A 17,677-nucleotide genomic window follows, 5' to 3' on the forward strand; every position below is an offset into this window, starting at 1 on the left:
GTTCCAGTTATCTGTTGTATGAGGTATGAAGTATGAGGTTTGAAAAAAGCAGTAAATCTCAAATTAGCAGTACACAGTCTTGGCTCTTGGTTCCTGGTTCTTGGTTCCATTTTCTGTTGTCTGTTGTCTGAGGTATGAGGTATGAGGTATGAAAAAAGCAGTAAATCTCAAATTAGCAGTACACAGTCTTGGCTCTTGGTTCTTGGTTCCAGTTATCTGTTGTCTGAGGTATGAGGTCTGAGGTATGAAAAAAGCAGTAAATCTCAAATTAGCAGTACACAGTCTTGGCTCTTGGTTCCTGGCTCTTGGTTCCATTTTCTGTTGTCTGTTGTCTGTTATCTGTTGTCTGTTATCTGAGGTATGAGGTATGAAATACTTGTATGAAATGAAGCAGGATCTATCTCAATACGCTATACTCACTACTCTATACTCTATACTCTATACTCTATACTCACTACTCAATACCCAAATTTCCCTCCTACATCCTATCAGGTACCTGTATTCCCAATAATTTCATTCCTTTATTAATGGTTGAGGCCGTAGCAGCCGCAAGGTCTAGTCTGAAATTTCTAACATCCAAATCTTCAGCCTTCAATATGCTTTCTTCATGATAGAACTTATTGAATAATTTAGCTAACTCAAAAACATAATTTGCAATATGTGCCGGACTGTATTCTTTAGCTGATGCAGCTATCACATCAGGGTATTTGGCCAAATTAACAATCAGGTCTTTTTCAAGAGCAGTAAGTATAGTTGAATAGTTATCGGAAATTTTATTTTTATACTCAGCTTTTGCCATCACTGAACGTATCCTTGCATGGGTATACTGAATAAATGGCCCCGTATGGCCCTGAAAATCAATTGATTCATTCGGATCAAATAATAAACGCTTTTTAGGCTCAACCTTTAACAAGAAAAATTTAAGAGCTCCTAGTCCTATCATATTATAAAGGTCTTTCTTCTCTTGTTCGGTGAATCCTTCAACTTTTCCTAATTCCTCGGTTCTGTCTCGAGCAGTAATGATCATATCTTCCATCAGCTCATCGGCATCAACCACTGTCCCCTCCCTAGATTTCATTTTCCCAGAAGGTAGATCAACCATCCCATAAGAAAGGTGGAATAAACCTTGTGCCCATGTTTTACCCAATTTCTGGAGAATAAGAAATAATACTTTAAAATGATAATCCTGTTCGTTGCCTACCACATAGATAGACTTATCCATTTTAAAGTCGTCATATTTCAATTGGGCAGTTCCAAGATCCTGAGTAATGTAAACAGAAGTTCCATCTGCTCTAAGCACAAGTTTCTGATCCAGGCCATCTTCAGTTAGATCTATCCAAACTGATCCATCATCCTTTTTAAAAAAAACTCCCTTTTCAAGCCCCTCCTGAATCGTATCCTTCCCTAAAAGGTAGGTATCTGATTCATAATAGTATTTCTTGAAATCTACTCCTAGCATTTTATAAGTAACTTCAAAACCGGAATAAACCCAGCCATTCATCATGCTCCAAAGCTTTATAACTTCCTTATCGCCAGCCTCCCATTTCAAAAGCATTTCCTGAGCTTCTTTTATAATCGGAGCATTCTTTTTTGCTTCATCTTCTGTGAGCCCTTTATCGATCAGCGCTTCAATCTGTTTTTTATATTCCTTATCAAAAATCACATAATATTTACCAACTAGATGGTCTCCTTTTAGTTGGCTGCTTTCAGGCGTTTCACCATTTCCAAACAGTTGCCATGCCAGCATCGACTTACAAATATGTATGCCACGATCATTTACCAGATTGACCTTTGTTACTTCATATCCATTTGCCAACAAGATTTCAGCAACCGAGTAACCCAGTAAATTATTACGCACATGACCTAAATGAAGGGGTTTATTCGTGTTTGGTGAAGAATATTCCACCATAACTTTTTGTCCGTTAGGCGGAAATTGCCCAAATGAACTACTATGAATAGTAGTTAATAACTCATCAACCCAATAAAAATCAGCAATTGACAAATTCAAAAATCCTTTGATCACGTTAAAGTTTTCAACTTCTTTAACATTATCTTTTAGATACTCCCCTAGTTCAGTTCCGGTTTGTTCAGGAGTTTTTTTAGAAAAACGGGTAAATGGAAAGGTCACAGCAGTAACCTGACCTTCAAATTCTTTTCGAGTTTCCTGAATAACAATACTATCTGATGCTATTTCTGTTTGGTAAAGTACTGAAACAGCTCTCTGGATTTGCTGAACTATGGTATTTTCTATTGTCATTTTAATTGGCATTGAGCCCTGTAAATTTAATCGTTAATAAGGAATTTGTATCGCACAGCAAGCTATCAAATGCATGCTCTGCTTTTAAATTCTATTTTGATAAGGTAGAATTAATTCCTACCATCTCAAAAAAGCAAAATTTTCATTATACATCAATTGCCCTACTGGATCCTCGTGTTCCTGCACCAAACTTCGAATTAACCTCAATAATTCAAGCTCAGACACATTCCTTTTTGTTTACCAAGCAAATTTTAATAAGAACATAAAATTTTAAGCAATGTATTATGTTCTATGCTATATGCTTTTTATATCTTTGCCAAAATTATAAAAAAATGCAGAGTTACGCGGAGTTTCTTGATTTAAGCGTGGGCTTCCCTCAGGATGGTTTTGATATCATAGATGATGAATTATATTTTCATGACCTAAACCTCATGGAGATGATCGAAACCTATGGTTCTCCACTCAGATTCACTTACTTACCTATCATCAGTAAGAAGATACAACAAGCCAAACTATTGTTTCAGGCAGCTATTGTTAAAAACAACTATAGAGGTGGCTATAAATATTGTTATTGTACTAAAAGCTCGCACTTCAGGCATATTGTAGAGGAAGCTCTGCGAAATGACATCCACTTAGAAACTTCATCTGCATTCGATATGCCTATGATTGATGCGCTTGAGAAAAAAGGTGCATTAAATAAGGAGATAACAGTTATTTGCAATGGATTTAAAACTTTTCAATACAAGCAATATATCATTGATATGCTTCACGATGGGTTTAAAAATATTATTCCCGTTCTTGATAATAAGGAAGAGTTTAACATCTATGATGATGAATTAGATATTCCATGTAGTTTAGGGATAAGAATCGCTGCCGAAGAACAACCTGACTCCCAATTCTATACCTCTCGATTAGGAATTAGAATTGAAGATATTATTGATTTTTACAACCATAAAATAGCTCAAAATCCTAATTTCAAGGTTAAATTACTTCATTTCTTTATTAATTCAGGAATTTCTGACACTCCTTACTATTGGAATGAGCTTGAAAAATACGCTACGCTTTATTGCAAGTTCAAGAAAATAAACCCTGATCTCGACACACTTGACATTGGTGGAGGAATGCCTTTCAAAGATTCTTTAGCATTTGATTTTGATTACGAATACATGGTCAATGAAATTGTTAAAAGGATTAAAGAAATTTGTGCAGAGCACGATGTCATGGAGCCTGATATTATTACTGAATTCGGTAAATACACAGTTGCTGAAGCTTCAGGTATTCTTTACAAGGTTCTAGGGCGTAAGCAACAGAATGACCGTGAAAAATGGCTAATGCTTGATGGTTCTTTCATTACCAACCTTCCGGATGTTTGGGCATTGAATCAAAAATATATTCTTGCACCAATAAATAATTGGGATTCTGAATATGAGCGTGTAAATCTTGGTGGAATTACCTGCGATGGTCAGGATTATTATAGCCAAGAAGCTCATATGAACAACGTATTTATGCCTAAAACCCGAAAAGTTCAGTATTTAGGCTTCTTTCATACAGGCGCTTACCAGGAGGTTCTTAGTGGTTATGGCGGTATTCATCATTGCCTACTTCCGTCTCCTAAGCATGTGATCATTCGCCGTAATAGGGATGAAACTCCGAATTTTGAAGTATTTGGTGAAGAACAGAATAGTAAACAGGTTTTGAAGATATTGGGTTATTAATCCCGGATCACGCCCAAGATAAAAAATGGGTGAAGCCAGGAATGACATCGAATAAATTGAGCAAAGAAAATAGTAATTAAATGATCCAGAAATATTACTTCTTACTCTTTTGTTTTTTTCCATTAATATCTTGTTCCCAAAATAAAAAACTGGAGTCAGAAACTATAAAAAGTGAAGCTCCTATTATCAATCAGAATTTCACAACGCTTAAATTCGAGGCAAATGGGAAACCATGCCTAGCTTCAATTAATGATCGTTATATTGATTTTAAAGAGAAATCTATTTTTTCATTGTCACTTTTCATCATGGTGAACAGTTTAGAAAAAAATATAGACGGACATCCAACAAACAAAGAAGCCCTCATTTTCAACAACTTACAAACAGAAATCATACAGGAATTAAGTAAGATTTTAGGAAATTACTGCTATGTTGGTACAACTACAATGAGTGGGTATCGTGACATACTTCTCTACATCAAACCCGAAGATCAAACTAAGGCAATAGAAATTTTGGAACGAATTAAGGAAAAACAGAGTCGTATCGAGTCTATTTCTCTTGAATCTGACCCTAATTGGGAGGCTGTTTCTTCTTTTTATGAAGCTTCTACACTAAAAAATTAAGAATCAAACTTATCGAGCAACTTGATTAAAGTTGCAAAATCTTTAGGGTATGGCGCTTCAAAAGTCATTTCAGTATGCTCATCAATCTTAAAACTAATACAACGAGCATGTAATGCAAAACGCTTCATGATGGGTAATTCTTCTTGATCTTTACCTATACGATATGCTCTTTTTATTTCGGAAAGGTAAATTGGCTTACCCCCATACATTTCATCACCTGCAATATTGGCTCTCTGCGAGGCCAAATGAATCCTTATTTGGTGCATTCTTCCGGTTATTGGCCTGCACTCAACTAAAGTATAATGTTTGTAGAATTTAATTGAATTAAACACCGTTTCTGCAGGTTTACCTTCCTGCTTGTTTATTGCTACGTTCTTTGCTCCTAGGTTCAAAATAGGCAAATCAACATGAAGTTCTTCAAAAGAATGAGTCCCATTAATTACGGCATGATACAACTTATTAACTTTTCGGTGTTCAAATTGCATGGAAACATGACGATAGGTTTCAGGATTTTTAGCAATGATTAAGGCCCCTGAAGTTTCTCTGTCTAAACGGTGGCAAATCTGTGCATCATCAGCATAGTTTTTGGCCATTCTTAGCAAATTATTATCTCCACCTTCCCGGTCGTCGAGCGAGCTTAGAAAGGCTGGTTTATTAACAACGATAAGATTATCGTTCTCGAAAAGAATAAGATCCTCGAATATTGGAAACTTCACACATTATAAATTAGAATGCAAATTTAGGCTTTAATTTAAGAACTAAGGAAGGTTAAAGTTAAAAGCTAAAAGCTTAAAGCTTAAAGCTAAAAGGCTAAAGCTTAAAGGCTAAAGCTTAAAGGGTAAAGCTTAAAGCTTAAAGGCTAAAGCTTAAAGGGTAAAGCTTAAAGCTAAAAGGCTAAAGGTAAAAGCTAAAAGGGTAAAGGTAAAAGGCTAAAGCTTAAAAAGCTAAAAGGGTAAAGCTTAAAGGATAAAGGGTAAAGGGTAAAGCTAAAAGGTTAAAGCTTAAAGCTAAGAGGCTAAAGCTAAAAGGTTAAAGGTAAAAGCTCTTTCTTACTTTCTGCTTTCTCGCTTTCAGCTTTCAGCTTTCTGCTTTCTCGCTTTCCGCTTTCTCGCTTTCTTACTTTAGCTCAAATTTATATCCCACCCCTTTTACTGTACTGACATAGTTGTCACCCAGTTTTTCACGAAGTTTACGGATATGAACATCGATTGTGCGGTTAGTTACCACAACAGAATCTTCCCAAATACTTTTCAGAATTACATCACGAGTATAAACTTTACCAGGCTTAGATGCCAGTAAATAGAGTAACTCAAATTCCTTTTTGGCAAGAACAATTTTTTCACCATTACGGAATACAAGAAATGCTTCACGATCAATAATTAGATCGCCTATTTCAACTTTATTTTCTACTTCTGCTTCTTCAGAATGCACATTACGTCTTAAAATAGCATTGATCCTGCTGGTAAGTGCACGAGGCTTGATTGGTTTAGCTATGTAATCATCTGCACCCACATTAAAACCAGCAATTTCTGAGTATTCTTCACTTCTTGCAGTTAAAAACACCATGAATGTATTCTTAAACTCATTCATTGTTCTAAGAATTCTGCAGGCTTCTATCCCATCCATTTTGGGCATCATGATATCAAGTATAATGAGATCAGGCAATACCCGTTTGGCTTCAGTAACTCCTTCTTGGCCATTAGAAGCAGTATATACCTGATAGCCTTCCTTTTTTAAATTGTACTCAATAAGCTCCCGTATATCAGGTTCATCATCAACAATCAGAATCTTATGCTTAGTTGTACTCATAAATTGGATTAATTTTTGTAAAAATAACCTCTTAGTTGCATCATTGCGTTAAGCATTTATTAACAAATTGTAAACTTTTACCGAATTTACAATTAAAAATTTATTTAAATGTCTTACTTAAAAATTGCTCTAATTCAACACCTCTTAGGTTCTTTGCAATAATCTTTCCTTCCGGATCAAGTATAAATGAAGCGGGTATTCCTTCAACTTTGTACTGCAAAGTTACTTTCCCATCCCATCGTTTTAATTCTGATAGATGTGGCCAGTTCAACTGATCATCTTTTATAGCCTTTAGCCAAGCAGCACGATCATCATCTAAAGAAACGCCAAGTACCATAAAGTTCTTGCTTTTAAACTTTTCGTATTGCTTTACAATATTAGGGTTTTCATCACGACAGGGGGCGCACCAAGAAGCCCAAAAATCAAGAAGTATATATTTTCCTTTAAAATCAGACAATTTAAACTCTTTGCCTGTTTGATCAGGTAATTGAAAATCAGGTGCAAATTGACCAATCGATACTGGCTTGAGGCCTTCCATTTTAGTTACAAATGATTGTACAGCACCATTCTTAGCGAATTTAGACTTAATCTCTTCGGCATATACAATCAATTGTTGTTCATACTTATTCTGATCAATAGTGCCTGCTGCATAAAATCCGGCCAGATTATCTTTATTAGCTTGAACAAACTCAAACGCTTCTTTAGAAAATTTATCCACATTTGACTGAAATTGAGGCATCAAAACGTTGTATATTGAGTCTTTTGAAGCAGGGTTCGAATTGATAAGCGCTGCATAATCGTCCTGAATCTTCTGGTATATTTTCCCGTATTCATTACTCAACTTATTAAAGTCACGTATCTTTTCAGAATCGCCTGAACCTTTAATATCATACGTATTTGTGGAATCTGAATAATCAGATTTAAACTCCAGTGCATCACCATTTTGGCCTACAATAAGAAAATTTTTCTCGCCAATAACAAGGGTGTAAAAATTAGGATCAGGTGTAACTCTACGAAATTTAAACTCATTACTTTCATTTAAAAAAGCAGAATCAACCAATTGGTCGGCCTCATAAAGTAATACCTTTTTAATATCTCCGGCATTTTCAACTTTGCCTGCAATACTTAATTCATCATTGTTTTTACAAGAACTTATAAAAAGCCCAAGCAGGGCAATTATCACTATTTTTTTCATGCACTATTTTCTAATTTTTCTATTACTAACTTACTGGCAATCTGAGGATTGATCTTACCTTTTGTTTTTTTCATAAGGTCACCCATAAACAATCCTAAAACGCCTTTTTTACCATTTTGGTATTCTTTCACCTTATCGGGGTAGTTGTTCAGTACTTCTTCAATAAGTAAATTCAAATCATCAGCATCAGTATCTATCAAAACCTGCAGCGCATTTGCTGCATCTTCAGCAGATATCAATGGATTTTTGATCAACTCAGGAAAAACCTGATTGGCTGCAACAGAGTAGTTTAATTTACCAGCATCAATAAGCTCAATTAATTCTGATAGAACCTTAGGTTGAACTTTAAAATCCTTTGCATGTGTTCCGGTTTCATGAAGATGCGTTCTCAATGGCCCTACAACCCAATTTGCTGATGCTTTAAAATGATTATTGAAGATTATAAGCTCATCAAAATAGGCTGCAATTTCTTTCTCAGATGAAAGCAAAATTGCATCATATTCAGACAAACCTAATTTAGACATATATCGCTCTATCTTCTGCGCAGGAAGTTCAGGTACTAATTTTTTAAGCTCAGCGATGTACTTTTCATCTATAACAAGTGGTGGAAGATCTGGTTCAGGAAAATAGCGATAATCATTGGCTGTTTCTTTACTTCTTAACGGACTCGTATGGCCAGTTTCAGCATCAAAATTTAGCGTATTTTGTTCTATGTATTCTCCTTTTTCTAGAAGCTGTGCTTGTCTGATAAATTCATGATCAATTGCTCTTTGCAGATTCTTGATTGAATTCAAGTTTTTTACTTCGCATCTGTTACCATATTCTGTGGCATCTCTTAGTCTAACTGAAATATTCGCATCACATCGTATACTACCCTCCTCCATGTTGCCATCACAGATATCAAGATATCTTACCAGTTTACGGATTTCATTTAAATAGGCTGCAGCTTCATGGGCAGAGCGAATGTCAGGTTCAGAAACAATCTCTATGAGTGGAACTCCTGCACGGTTAAGATCAATCAGAGAGTCAAACTCGTCTTGATCATGCATACTTTTTCCGGCATCATCCTCCATATGTATTCGATGAATTCTGATTCTTCTGGTAGAATGATCATCTGCTTGAACATCAATAAATCCTGATGTACATATTGGCTGGCTATCTTGAGTGGTTTGAAAACCTTTTGGAAGATCTGCGTAAAAATAATTCTTGCGATCAAAGTGGGTACTGGAATTAATCTGACAATTGGTTGCAAGCCCCATTTTAATGGCATACTCCACCACTTTTTTATTAAGTTTTGGCAAGGTACCAGGCAGACCTAAGCTAACCGGACTAATATGCTCATTAGGGCCAGCTCCAAAACCAGCAGAGTCGGATGAAAAAATCTTACTTGATGTAGATAATTGAACATGCACCTCTAATCCAACTACAAGTTGGTATTTTTGAGTTAAACTGTCCAGGATTATTGTCATTAAAACTTAATAGGTGAAATAATTCTGTTGCAAAGATAAGCAATTGATTATAAATGAGCATTCCATGCGTTAGGATAAGCAATTTTTATTACCGGTACCTTAATTGTACTAATCATTGCTTACAACCTGTTATTGTACAAATTTTAATTGTTCAGCAATAACAAGCATAATACGTATTGTTAGAGTAGAACGCTTGACAGTATAAAATGCATGAAAACAAACAACCTCTGCTAGTATACCTTACCATTCAAAAATACAGCTATTTTAACTGCAATTTATCTGGCTCACATTCAATTGATGGTAAAAAAGAGAATAAAGGAAATAGCAGTATTGGCAAGAATAGCGATGGATAAAAAAATTACTAATCCATATAAATTGAGTTTAACAATTCAAATTTATAATCACCTCACTCAATTTTATTTAAGCAGAAATAATTTTGCTTTATCTAAGGCATTTGCCAAGCCTGAACTATCTTTTCCACCTGCAGTAGCAAAGAACGGTTGCCCGCCGCCGCCACCCTGAATTTCTTTTGCAAGTTCACGAACAATAGTTCCTGCATTAAGACCTCTTTCTTTGACAAGATTTTCTGAAACCATAACCGTCAAACTTGGCTTTCCATCAATTTCGCTGGCTAAAACAAGGAATAGATTATCTAAAAGATCTTTCAGAGCATATGCCAGGCTTTTTACCGCATCTGCAGTGGGTAAGTTAACCTGTTTAGCAAGAAAATTAACCCCGTCTATGTTTAATACATCTTTCACAAGTTCATGTTTTAAACCTGCCGAACGCTCTAGAACTGTTTTTTCAATTTCCTTCTTTAAACGATTATTTTCTTCTAAAAGGCTTTCAACTGATTTTAAAATATCATTCGGATTTTTAAGCAAGTCTTTAAGCCCTTTAATCTGTTCATTCTGCCCATTAATAAATTTCTCTGCAGCTATAGCAGTGATTGCTTCAATTCTTCTGACGCCAGCAGCAACTGCACTTTCTGAAAGTATTTTAAAATAACCAATCTGCCCGCTGGCTTTTACATGGGTTCCACCACATAACTCCTTTGAAAAATGATCGTCAAAAGTAATTACGCGAACAAAATCTCCATATTTTTCACCAAAAAGTGCAGTAACACCAGAATTAATAGCATCCTGATATGGAACATTTCTTTCTTCCTTTAAATTAATATTTTCACGGATCTTTAGGTTAACAATAGTTTCTATCGCTGCAAGCTCCTGATCTGTAACTTTTGAAAAATGAGAAAAGTCAAAACGAAGATAATCTCCATTTACGAGAGAGCCTTTTTGATTCACATGCAAACCCAAAACTTGTTTTAAAGCTGCATGAAGCAAATGTGTAGCCGAATGATTATTTTCTGTAGCAATCCTGTTTATCGGATCTACTATAGCCCTAAATGTCCCTGAAGGGTTATCCGGAATCTGATCCAAGTAATGAATAATCAGTCCGTTTTCTTTTTTTGTATCCCTTATTTCGTATTCAAACAATCCGGTATGATCTTCAATCTTACCGGTATCGCCTGCTTGACCGCCACTCTCTGCATAAAATGGGGTACGGTTCAAAACTACCTGAAACTGATCCTTACCTTTTGCAGTTACCTGGCGATATCTAAGGATATTACAATCGCTTTCCAGGTAATCGTATCCTACAAATTCAATTTCATCTCCTTCAGTTACGATGATCCAGTCGCCGGTATCAATTGCTGTGGCTGCACGTGAACGCTGTTTTTGCTGCTGAAGTTCAATTTCAAACCCCTCCATATCCACTGTCCAACCTTTTTCCCTTGCCATAAGCTCGGTCAGGTCAATTGGAAACCCAAAAGTGTCATATAACTCAAAAGCAAAGTCGCCCTTGATTAGTTTATCTGTTGTTTCAAAACGTTCAAAACGTTGAATTCCTGTAGATAAGGTTCTTAAAAATGACATTTCTTCTTCAAGAACAACCTTTTGAACAAAATCCTGTTGTTTTTTAAGTTCAGAAAACACACCATCAAACTGATCTGCTAGTATTGGAACAAGTTTATTTAAAAATGGCTCTTTTAGATTAAGGAAAGTATAGGCATACCTCACTGCTCTTCTGAGTATTCGACGAACCACATAACCAGCCTTGTTATTTGAAGGAAGTGTTCCATCGGCAATGCAAAAACAAATAGCACGAATATGATCAGACATAACTCGCATGGCAACGGCAGAACCCCAACCCTCTTCGCCAGGAACTGAATTGCCATGATAAGGAGTGTTCGATTGCTCTGAAATATACTGGATCAGTGGCTGAAATACATCTGTGTCATAATTTGATGTTTTATTTTGGATCACCCGCACTAATCGCTCCAATCCCATACCTGTATCAACATGCTGATTTGGAAGCTTTTCAAGAGAACCATTTTTGAGTCTGTTGTATTGCATAAATACATTATTCCAGACCTCAATCACTTGCGGATCATCCTGATTAACCAGTGTACTTCCATTTACTCTTTTGCGTTCAGCTTCTGGTCGCATATCCACATGGATTTCAGAACATGGTCCGCAAGGGCCAATTTCACCCATTTCCCAGAAATTGTCTTTTTTATTGCCAAGAAGAATTCGATCCTCAGAAATATAGTGCTTCCAAATTTCAAGTGCTTCCTCATCTTTAGGGAGGCCCTCCTTTTCATCACCTTGAAATACACTTACATATAGCTGATCTTTTGGAATTTTATAAACTTCAGTCAAAAGTTCCCAGCTCCAAGCAATGGCTTCTTTTTTAAAATAATCACCGAAGCTCCAATTACCAAGCATCTCAAACATGGTATGATGATAGGTATCAATACCAACCTCTTCAAGATCATTATGCTTGCCAGATACCCGTAAACAACGCTGTGTATCTGCAACCCTGGAATACTTAATTGCGGCTTCGCCCAGAAAAAGATCTTTAAACTGATTCATACCCGCATTGGTAAACATCAATGTAGGATCGTCTTTCACCACAATAGGTGCCGATGAAACTACCTGATGCCCTTTATTGGCAAAAAAATCTAAAAAACTCTGTCTTATTTCTTTGGTAGTCATCCTTGATTAGCTATTCTGCAAATATAAATATTGATGCGGATTTGTGTGTGGAGAATATAAGAATATTTGGATACAAAATTCATATTCATTAAACATGGCTCATTTTAGCAAAATGATTAATTTTTTAATGTTTCAAGGTAGAAAAAAGGTTTTGGTAGTTTACTTCTGTTGTTAAATGATCAAATAGTATTATTTTTACAAAGAAAAACAAGGCTATGCCATACAAAGATCGAGAAATCACAAAGTTGTACTATACTATGGGCGAAGTAACCCAAATGTTTGATGTGAACGCTTCTCAGATCCGTTATTATGAGCGAGAATTTGAAATTCTTCAACCCAAAAAAAATAAAAAGGGCAACCGTCTGTTTAGTCCTGATGATGTGGAAAATTTAAGGATCATCTTTAGTCTTGTAAAAGATAAAGGATATACCCTTCAAGGTGCAAAAGATCATCTTCGCAGTAATAAAGACGAAGTTAAAGAGAATCAAAAGGTAATTGACTCATTAGAACGACTAAAACATTTTCTACTCGAAGTAAAAGAAAAGCTTTAATTATACGTGTAAGCCCCTACTATACCATCTGTTTTATTTTAAAAACAAATTAGTCTAGCTTAACAATATATGCCGGAACTTTCTTTAATGAAATACAACTAATTTTTAAACTTTTGGCTTCCTTTAGCCAGGCCTCTATTTTATACTGCGGATTAGATGAATCTATAATGACAGATTTAAAGTTAACCACCTCTCTAATATAGCGCAATTTCTGTACCGAGCCTTTACTTATAAGCAGCAAATCAACGCCTATTTTCTTGTTGGGAATAAACTTATTAAAGTCATTTCGCCACCTAAGTATCCTGAAATTACCGAATTGCATAAAATCAGAATCAGACCAGTAGTTAGTTCCTGAAAATTGTTGTTCAGGATCAAAAACAAGACTTTCTTCAATACCACGCATTGAAATTGAAGGCTTTATTGAAAATGCATTTAGTTTATCAGAAGGCTTTACATCAGTAATAACAATACTTTGCCCTTTAAATAAATAAGCTATTGCTGTATTCTTACGAAGACTAAAAAAGATCAATTCATGCCTATTATAATTTCCAATTGATTTTATAGACAGACTGGAAACAAGTAAAATACCGCTAAATATTGATAGCCAGATGATGATTTTATTTCTAAATAATTGCCAGAATACGAATAAAATAAGCAATGAACTAATCAGCATGTACTCAAAAGTACTAATCCAAATGCCTTCCATAGCTGAAAATGGCAGTTGTTCAATTTTGTATAAAATGTCATTTGTAAAATTGATTAGCCAGTTTAGAAATCTACCAAGAGGCTGTATAATTAAGGGGTATGGGATGATTAAAAAAGAAATTCCTGCATACATGATGAAAGCAACAGGCAACACGATGAGCAAATTGCTTAGTAGAAAGTAAATTGGGAATTGATGGAAATAGTAAATACTAAGTGGAAAGGTAGCTAATTGTGCTGCAATTGATAAAGCACAATAGCTCCAGATAGGTTCCAATAATTTATTTTTAATATAAAATACATCGAAAATTATTGGATGGAAATATACCAACCCAATAACTGCCAGATAGGACAGTTGAAAACCAACATCAAACAAGTAATATGGATCATACAAAAGCAAAAAAAATGCAGAGATCGCAATTAAATTGTAGGTATTCTGATTTTTATTCATTGCCTTTCCCAACACCACAAAACTTAGCATGAGTGCAGATCTGCAAACGGATGGTGAGAATCCGGTAAGCAAAGCGTAAAACCAAATTACTGCAATAATGATAATGGCTCTGAGTACAATTAATTTTTTACTGCTGCTCATTGGTTTAAGCAAAAAAGACAAGACAAGAAATACAATTCCTACATGCATTCCTGATACTGAAAGTACATGCATTGTACCGGTTTTTGAATAAGCCTCTATAATATCTTTATTAAGATCAGCGCGGTAGCCCAGAATCAGAGTTGCTGCCATTGAAGAGGCCTCCCGATCAGGCATATACCTGTTGAACTTTTTTACCAGATCTTTCCTTAATTTAAGAGCAAATGAGATGAATGGATGGCCAGTATTTTGGAAAACACGTTTAGCCTGATCTGCTTGAATAAAAATTTGAAAATAGATCTGCTTGTTATTTAAATAAGATTTGAAATCAAATTCACCCGGATTATACGATGGTTCTACTTCTTGATAATTAGCTGGGATTAGAAATATATCTCCATAATTAACTTCAATTGCATCTAAAGGATCAAGCTTCATGGCAATTAATAGCTTGCCATTAGTGTTTTGAATACGTTTATTTGAATAAACCGCTATAACTTCAGACTCAAATCGAACAATTCCGGTTGATGATTTTGGTTCATTGATTATTTTAACAAACAGAGTTTTAGATTTTAATTTACTAAAATGGCTCGGGTCAAACTGTCCAGAAAAATGAATCGTAAGTTCGTAGGCTAATAGTATAAGGCAAAAATGAATGAGTAAACCAAAAAGCCATCTCCATCTAAACAAGTTATATTTTTTGTAAGCCAATAATCCGATCAAAAAAGACCCAAAAAGCAAAATTATCAGACCAAATCTCAATGAATAAATCAAGGGATTAGCAAAAGTATATGCAACTAAAATTCCAATGATTAGGGGGAATAACAATCGTACAAACGGCACCTCCCCACTAAAAAACATACTTAAAATTGATAGCGAATTTGCAGTCTTGCATCCGACCTTTTATTTCCATTGATTTTATCATCTCCACTACCCACTGTATTTTGATCATAATAGCTTGTTAATGAATATCTTAGCCATAGATCAAAACCTCTAGTTAGGGTATACCTAGCATTGAGATAAAACCGGACACCCTTACCTTGATAAGCAGGAACCGAATAAGCATACAAAACATCATTTTCATAGGCATATATCCTCGAATTAAAACTCTCCGTATCAAAAATTCCAAATCGTATATTCCCTGAAAGCCTTGAGCTCATTGGCTTGTAAATAATATCCTGATAATTTAAAAATCCAAGTTCAAATTTTGAGTTTCCCTTTTGATAGCGTACCATTTCAATACGGTTTCTAAAGCTAAAACGATCATCAATGCTATATCTAATCTCAATACGATAATTTTGCTTATCCACCGTTTCTAAACCAGAATCGGCAAGGATACTCTCTGAGTTTTCTTCTCTTAGCTGCTGTTTAAAGCGACTGCTTAAGCTCAGTTTCTTATTCATCCTGTAGTTTAGCTGAGCAAATAGTTCGTAGCCAGATGAAGGAGCATTAACCCTAAATTTCAACCATGGAAACCTGAAAAAGTCGGAATATGTAAATAGATCCCATTTAGAATCAAACTTGAGTGACAGGGCGGAATAAAATCCACTTTCATTTACTGCATTTGAAGCTTCAGAAACTGACTGATTAAAAAATGAATGATAATTCTTAGCATACCTGCGATGCATAAGTACCAGAGAAACTCTGGGAGACAGGCTACTCATGATTCCATTTATCGATGCAGTTCCACCATTTTTGCTATGTGCCACCTCACCAAAAAAATAGGTGTTTCTATGGCTATAATCATAATTTAATCCAAGATTCGTCAGCAAGTTTCCTTTAAAATCGAATTGTTCATATAGTGATTTCCCAATACTAAAAGGAAGACTAAACTGGGTTTGATAAGAAGTAAATCCAATGTTTAAGCTTTTGCTATTAAATTGAACATGTGCTCCATATAAAGTGGATAATAGTTGGGATTTAGTATCAATTTCACTTTTTGTACGGTGAAGACCACTCATATTGATTGTATTCACTTCTTTTCCCTGATCCGTCAAACTGGCGTCTAAGTTTTTCTTTGAAAAAAAAGGAGTGAAAGAAAGTTTTCTAAACTTAAACGTACCCGAGGCACCTCTTAAAAAAATAGACTCATTAACCGAACTGTAGGGCTTTAAACCAAAATCCTGTTTGGCAATGGTACTTATTCCGGAACCCTTACCAAAACCCGAGCCCGACCACATCACTAAACCCTGGCCAAATTGCAGCGCATAATCACCGATAAGCAATTTCTTAACTATACCACTTCCTCTAAATGATATATTCCCTGAATAAAAATCAAATCCTTTGTTTTTACTGCTATCAAAAAATTGCTCGCCGGCATCTTTTTCCATATTAAGTGATGCGGCCAAAGTATTCGAAAAATTATATCGGTAACGGGTTAAAATTCTCCATGCAGAACCCTGATAGTTGGCCTCCATTGCATTGCCTAGTTTTGAAAATCCTGCTTGTTTTTCAAGTATTTTTCCGATTCTAATCATAAGATCATGGTCTGCTTTCTGAACAAGCTTTTTGAACGTCACATCTTTAAAAGGTGGAGGCAATGTTACCTTGACAAATTTCATGAGCAAGTTGACAGATTCAATGTCGAGGCTGCCGATACTTTGAAGTTCAAAAACATCAATAAATGGACCATTTTCAAGACTATGATTAAGAATTTCATTAATTTGAATTGGGCTCAAAAAAATCAGCTCTTTCAACTGGTCTTTGGTTGCATTATTAAGGTCAATTGGATGTTTCCTATAATAAGTTAACCGCTCGGCTATATCTGAATAATCCTGATCCTCGCCTAGATCAGGCGAAAGAATATCCAGAATCTTTGCAATGATATCAATATCGTCGTCTTGAGCATATGCAATAGCAGGGTCAATGCTTATTAGTAAAAGAATAAATCCGAGGTATTTTCCATTAAAATTCATAACTGAACGCCAGATTAGGTGAATAGCCAAGATTTGGATGTGAAGAAATTGCTACATCTAAGGCGAACCGATGATACTGAATACCAAAGCCTGCATATTGCTTAAATGGGTTTGCAGACATTCCTCCCCTAAAGGCAAACCACTTGATCATTCGATATTCAAGGCCTAGTTTTGTATCAATCTTAGCAGTTAATACCTTCCGTATATCACTAACTAGTAATACTTTATCACTAAATTCAAAAGAAACACCTACAGAAATACTTAGGGGAATAGTTGAACCTAAAAGATCGTGAAACTTACTATTTGACGGATTTGAAATATGCGTTCCGATCCAAAATTTGTCGTTGATTCGATATTGCATGCCAGCATCCACACTTACAGCGCGTGATTCACCATATTTGTGGATACTTAGCTGATGATAGTTAATCATAATTGAGAGTGCCAAAGCACCTGAAAAATTTCTGGTATAGGCAATTCCTGTTGTTTGATCTGAATATTCACTAAGGCCATAACGATGAATACTCAATCCAAAAACATGCTGCTTAAATGGGATAGCAAAAACAGCTTTTTGAGTACTTAAATCTTGGTCAGAAAAATGACGCTGATATCCTAAAGCAAATATTGGCCTCCGAATTTCAGCAATGCCCGCAGAATTATGCTGTAATGACCATACGCCTTTTAAAGCAACTCCGGCCGACCCCATAGATATAGACCTTGGCCCCGGACTTATCTGAGCAATTAATTCGGTTTGGAACAAAATAAGAATCAAGCAAATACATTTCATTTGAATGAAATTACTTTC

Annotated in this window: 12 protein-coding genes; 3 read left to right on the forward strand and 9 right to left on the reverse strand. The window is 35.5% G+C overall.

What is annotated here, in order from left to right; all coding sequences use genetic code 11:
- Window positions 1-478 precede the first annotated feature (478 nt).
- Window positions 479-2,269: an arginine--tRNA ligase gene (argS, locus tag ACIQZ6_RS00005; protein ID WP_395806934.1), complete on the reverse strand. Its 1,791-nt coding sequence runs from the start codon at window positions 2,267-2,269 to the stop codon at window positions 479-481.
- Window positions 2,270-2,589: 320 nt separating this feature from the next.
- On the opposite strand from argS, the gene ACIQZ6_RS00010 reads away from it, so the two are divergent.
- Together ACIQZ6_RS00010 and ACIQZ6_RS00015 are read left to right on the forward strand one after the other, a co-directional pair.
- Complete coding sequence (locus ACIQZ6_RS00010; protein ID WP_395806936.1) at window positions 2,590-3,972, forward strand: arginine decarboxylase; 1,383 nt, start codon at window positions 2,590-2,592, stop codon at window positions 3,970-3,972.
- A gap of 80 nt (window positions 3,973-4,052) precedes the next feature.
- Window positions 4,053-4,592: a DUF695 domain-containing protein gene (locus tag ACIQZ6_RS00015; RefSeq protein ID WP_395806938.1), complete on the forward strand. Its 540-nt coding sequence runs from the start codon at window positions 4,053-4,055 to the stop codon at window positions 4,590-4,592.
- Here ACIQZ6_RS00015 and ACIQZ6_RS00020 read toward each other — a convergent pair.
- The 5 genes from ACIQZ6_RS00020 to alaS form a co-directional block, all read right to left on the reverse strand.
- On the reverse strand, window positions 4,589-5,308 hold the full coding sequence (locus ACIQZ6_RS00020) for an RluA family pseudouridine synthase (protein ID WP_395806940.1): 720 nt from the start codon (window positions 5,306-5,308) through the stop codon (window positions 4,589-4,591). The two genes, ACIQZ6_RS00015 and ACIQZ6_RS00020, sit on opposite strands and share 4 nt — an antisense overlap.
- A 400-nt stretch (window positions 5,309-5,708) precedes the next feature.
- Complete coding sequence (locus ACIQZ6_RS00025; protein WP_395806942.1) at window positions 5,709-6,401, reverse strand: response regulator transcription factor; 693 nt, start codon at window positions 6,399-6,401, stop codon at window positions 5,709-5,711.
- Window positions 6,402-6,501: 100 nt separating this feature from the next.
- A complete protein-coding gene (locus ACIQZ6_RS00030; RefSeq protein WP_395806944.1) occupies window positions 6,502-7,596 on the reverse strand; it encodes a peroxiredoxin family protein in 1,095 nt (364 codons plus the stop codon).
- The gene (gatB, locus tag ACIQZ6_RS00035) at window positions 7,593-9,065 is read right to left on the reverse strand and encodes an Asp-tRNA(Asn)/Glu-tRNA(Gln) amidotransferase subunit GatB (RefSeq protein ID WP_395806946.1); all 1,473 of its coding nucleotides are present in this window, start codon (window positions 9,063-9,065) and stop codon (window positions 7,593-7,595) included. Before gatB ends, ACIQZ6_RS00030 begins: the two co-directional genes overlap by 4 nt.
- Before the next feature lie 416 nt (window positions 9,066-9,481).
- Entirely contained in the window at window positions 9,482-12,121 is a 2,640-nt protein-coding gene (gene alaS, locus ACIQZ6_RS00040) for an alanine--tRNA ligase (protein WP_395806948.1), read from the reverse strand.
- A 215-nt stretch (window positions 12,122-12,336) separates the two neighbouring features.
- On the opposite strand from alaS, the gene ACIQZ6_RS00045 reads away from it, so the two are divergent.
- Window positions 12,337-12,672, forward strand: coding sequence for a MerR family transcriptional regulator (locus tag ACIQZ6_RS00045; protein WP_395806950.1), 336 nt, complete (start codon window positions 12,337-12,339; stop codon window positions 12,670-12,672).
- Window positions 12,673-12,721: 49 nt separating this feature from the next.
- Here the strand turns inward: ACIQZ6_RS00045 and ACIQZ6_RS00050 are convergent, their stop codons facing one another.
- The 3 genes from ACIQZ6_RS00050 to ACIQZ6_RS00060 are packed head-to-tail and all read right to left on the reverse strand — an operon-like array spanning window position 12,722 to window position 17,659.
- On the reverse strand, window positions 12,722-14,821 hold the full coding sequence (locus ACIQZ6_RS00050; protein ID WP_395806952.1) for a ComEC/Rec2 family competence protein: 2,100 nt from the start codon (window positions 14,819-14,821) through the stop codon (window positions 12,722-12,724).
- Between the two features lie 2 nt (window positions 14,822-14,823).
- Window positions 14,824-16,905, reverse strand: coding sequence for a hypothetical protein (locus tag ACIQZ6_RS00055; protein WP_395806954.1), 2,082 nt, complete (start codon window positions 16,903-16,905; stop codon window positions 14,824-14,826).
- Window positions 16,865-17,659 carry a hypothetical protein gene (locus ACIQZ6_RS00060; RefSeq protein WP_395806956.1) on the reverse strand — a complete coding sequence of 265 codons (795 nt, stop codon included), beginning with the start codon at window positions 17,657-17,659 and terminating at the stop codon, window positions 16,865-16,867. The genes ACIQZ6_RS00055 and ACIQZ6_RS00060 overlap by 41 nt, the downstream gene beginning before the upstream one ends.
- Window positions 17,660-17,677 lie beyond the last annotated feature (18 nt).

It is taken from the genome of Daejeonella sp. (assembly GCF_044348475.1).
Lineage (GTDB): Bacteria > Bacteroidota > Bacteroidia > Sphingobacteriales > Sphingobacteriaceae > Daejeonella.

What these genes read in the sequence shown, in the direction of transcription:
- argS (WP_395806934.1), bottom strand. Translation starts at nt 2,269, where the DNA reads ATGCCAATTAAAATGACAATAGAAAATACCATAGTTCAGCAAATCCAG.
- ACIQZ6_RS00010 (WP_395806936.1), top strand. Translation starts at nt 2,590, where the DNA reads ATGCAGAGTTACGCGGAGTTTCTTGATTTAAGCGTGGGCTTCCCTCAG.
- ACIQZ6_RS00015 (WP_395806938.1), top strand. Translation starts at nt 4,053, where the DNA reads ATGATCCAGAAATATTACTTCTTACTCTTTTGTTTTTTTCCATTAATA.
- ACIQZ6_RS00025 (WP_395806942.1), bottom strand. Translation starts at nt 6,401, where the DNA reads ATGAGTACAACTAAGCATAAGATTCTGATTGTTGATGATGAACCTGAT.
- ACIQZ6_RS00030 (WP_395806944.1), bottom strand. Translation starts at nt 7,596, where the DNA reads ATGAAAAAAATAGTGATAATTGCCCTGCTTGGGCTTTTTATAAGTTCT.
- gatB (WP_395806946.1), bottom strand. Translation starts at nt 9,065, where the DNA reads ATGACAATAATCCTGGACAGTTTAACTCAAAAATACCAACTTGTAGTT.
- alaS (WP_395806948.1), bottom strand. Translation starts at nt 12,121, where the DNA reads ATGACTACCAAAGAAATAAGACAGAGTTTTTTAGATTTTTTTGCCAAT.
- ACIQZ6_RS00045 (WP_395806950.1), top strand. Translation starts at nt 12,337, where the DNA reads ATGCCATACAAAGATCGAGAAATCACAAAGTTGTACTATACTATGGGC.
- ACIQZ6_RS00050 (WP_395806952.1), bottom strand. Translation starts at nt 14,821, where the DNA reads ATGTTTTTTAGTGGGGAGGTGCCGTTTGTACGATTGTTATTCCCCCTA.
- ACIQZ6_RS00060 (WP_395806956.1), bottom strand. Translation starts at nt 17,659, where the DNA reads ATGAAATGTATTTGCTTGATTCTTATTTTGTTCCAAACCGAATTAATT.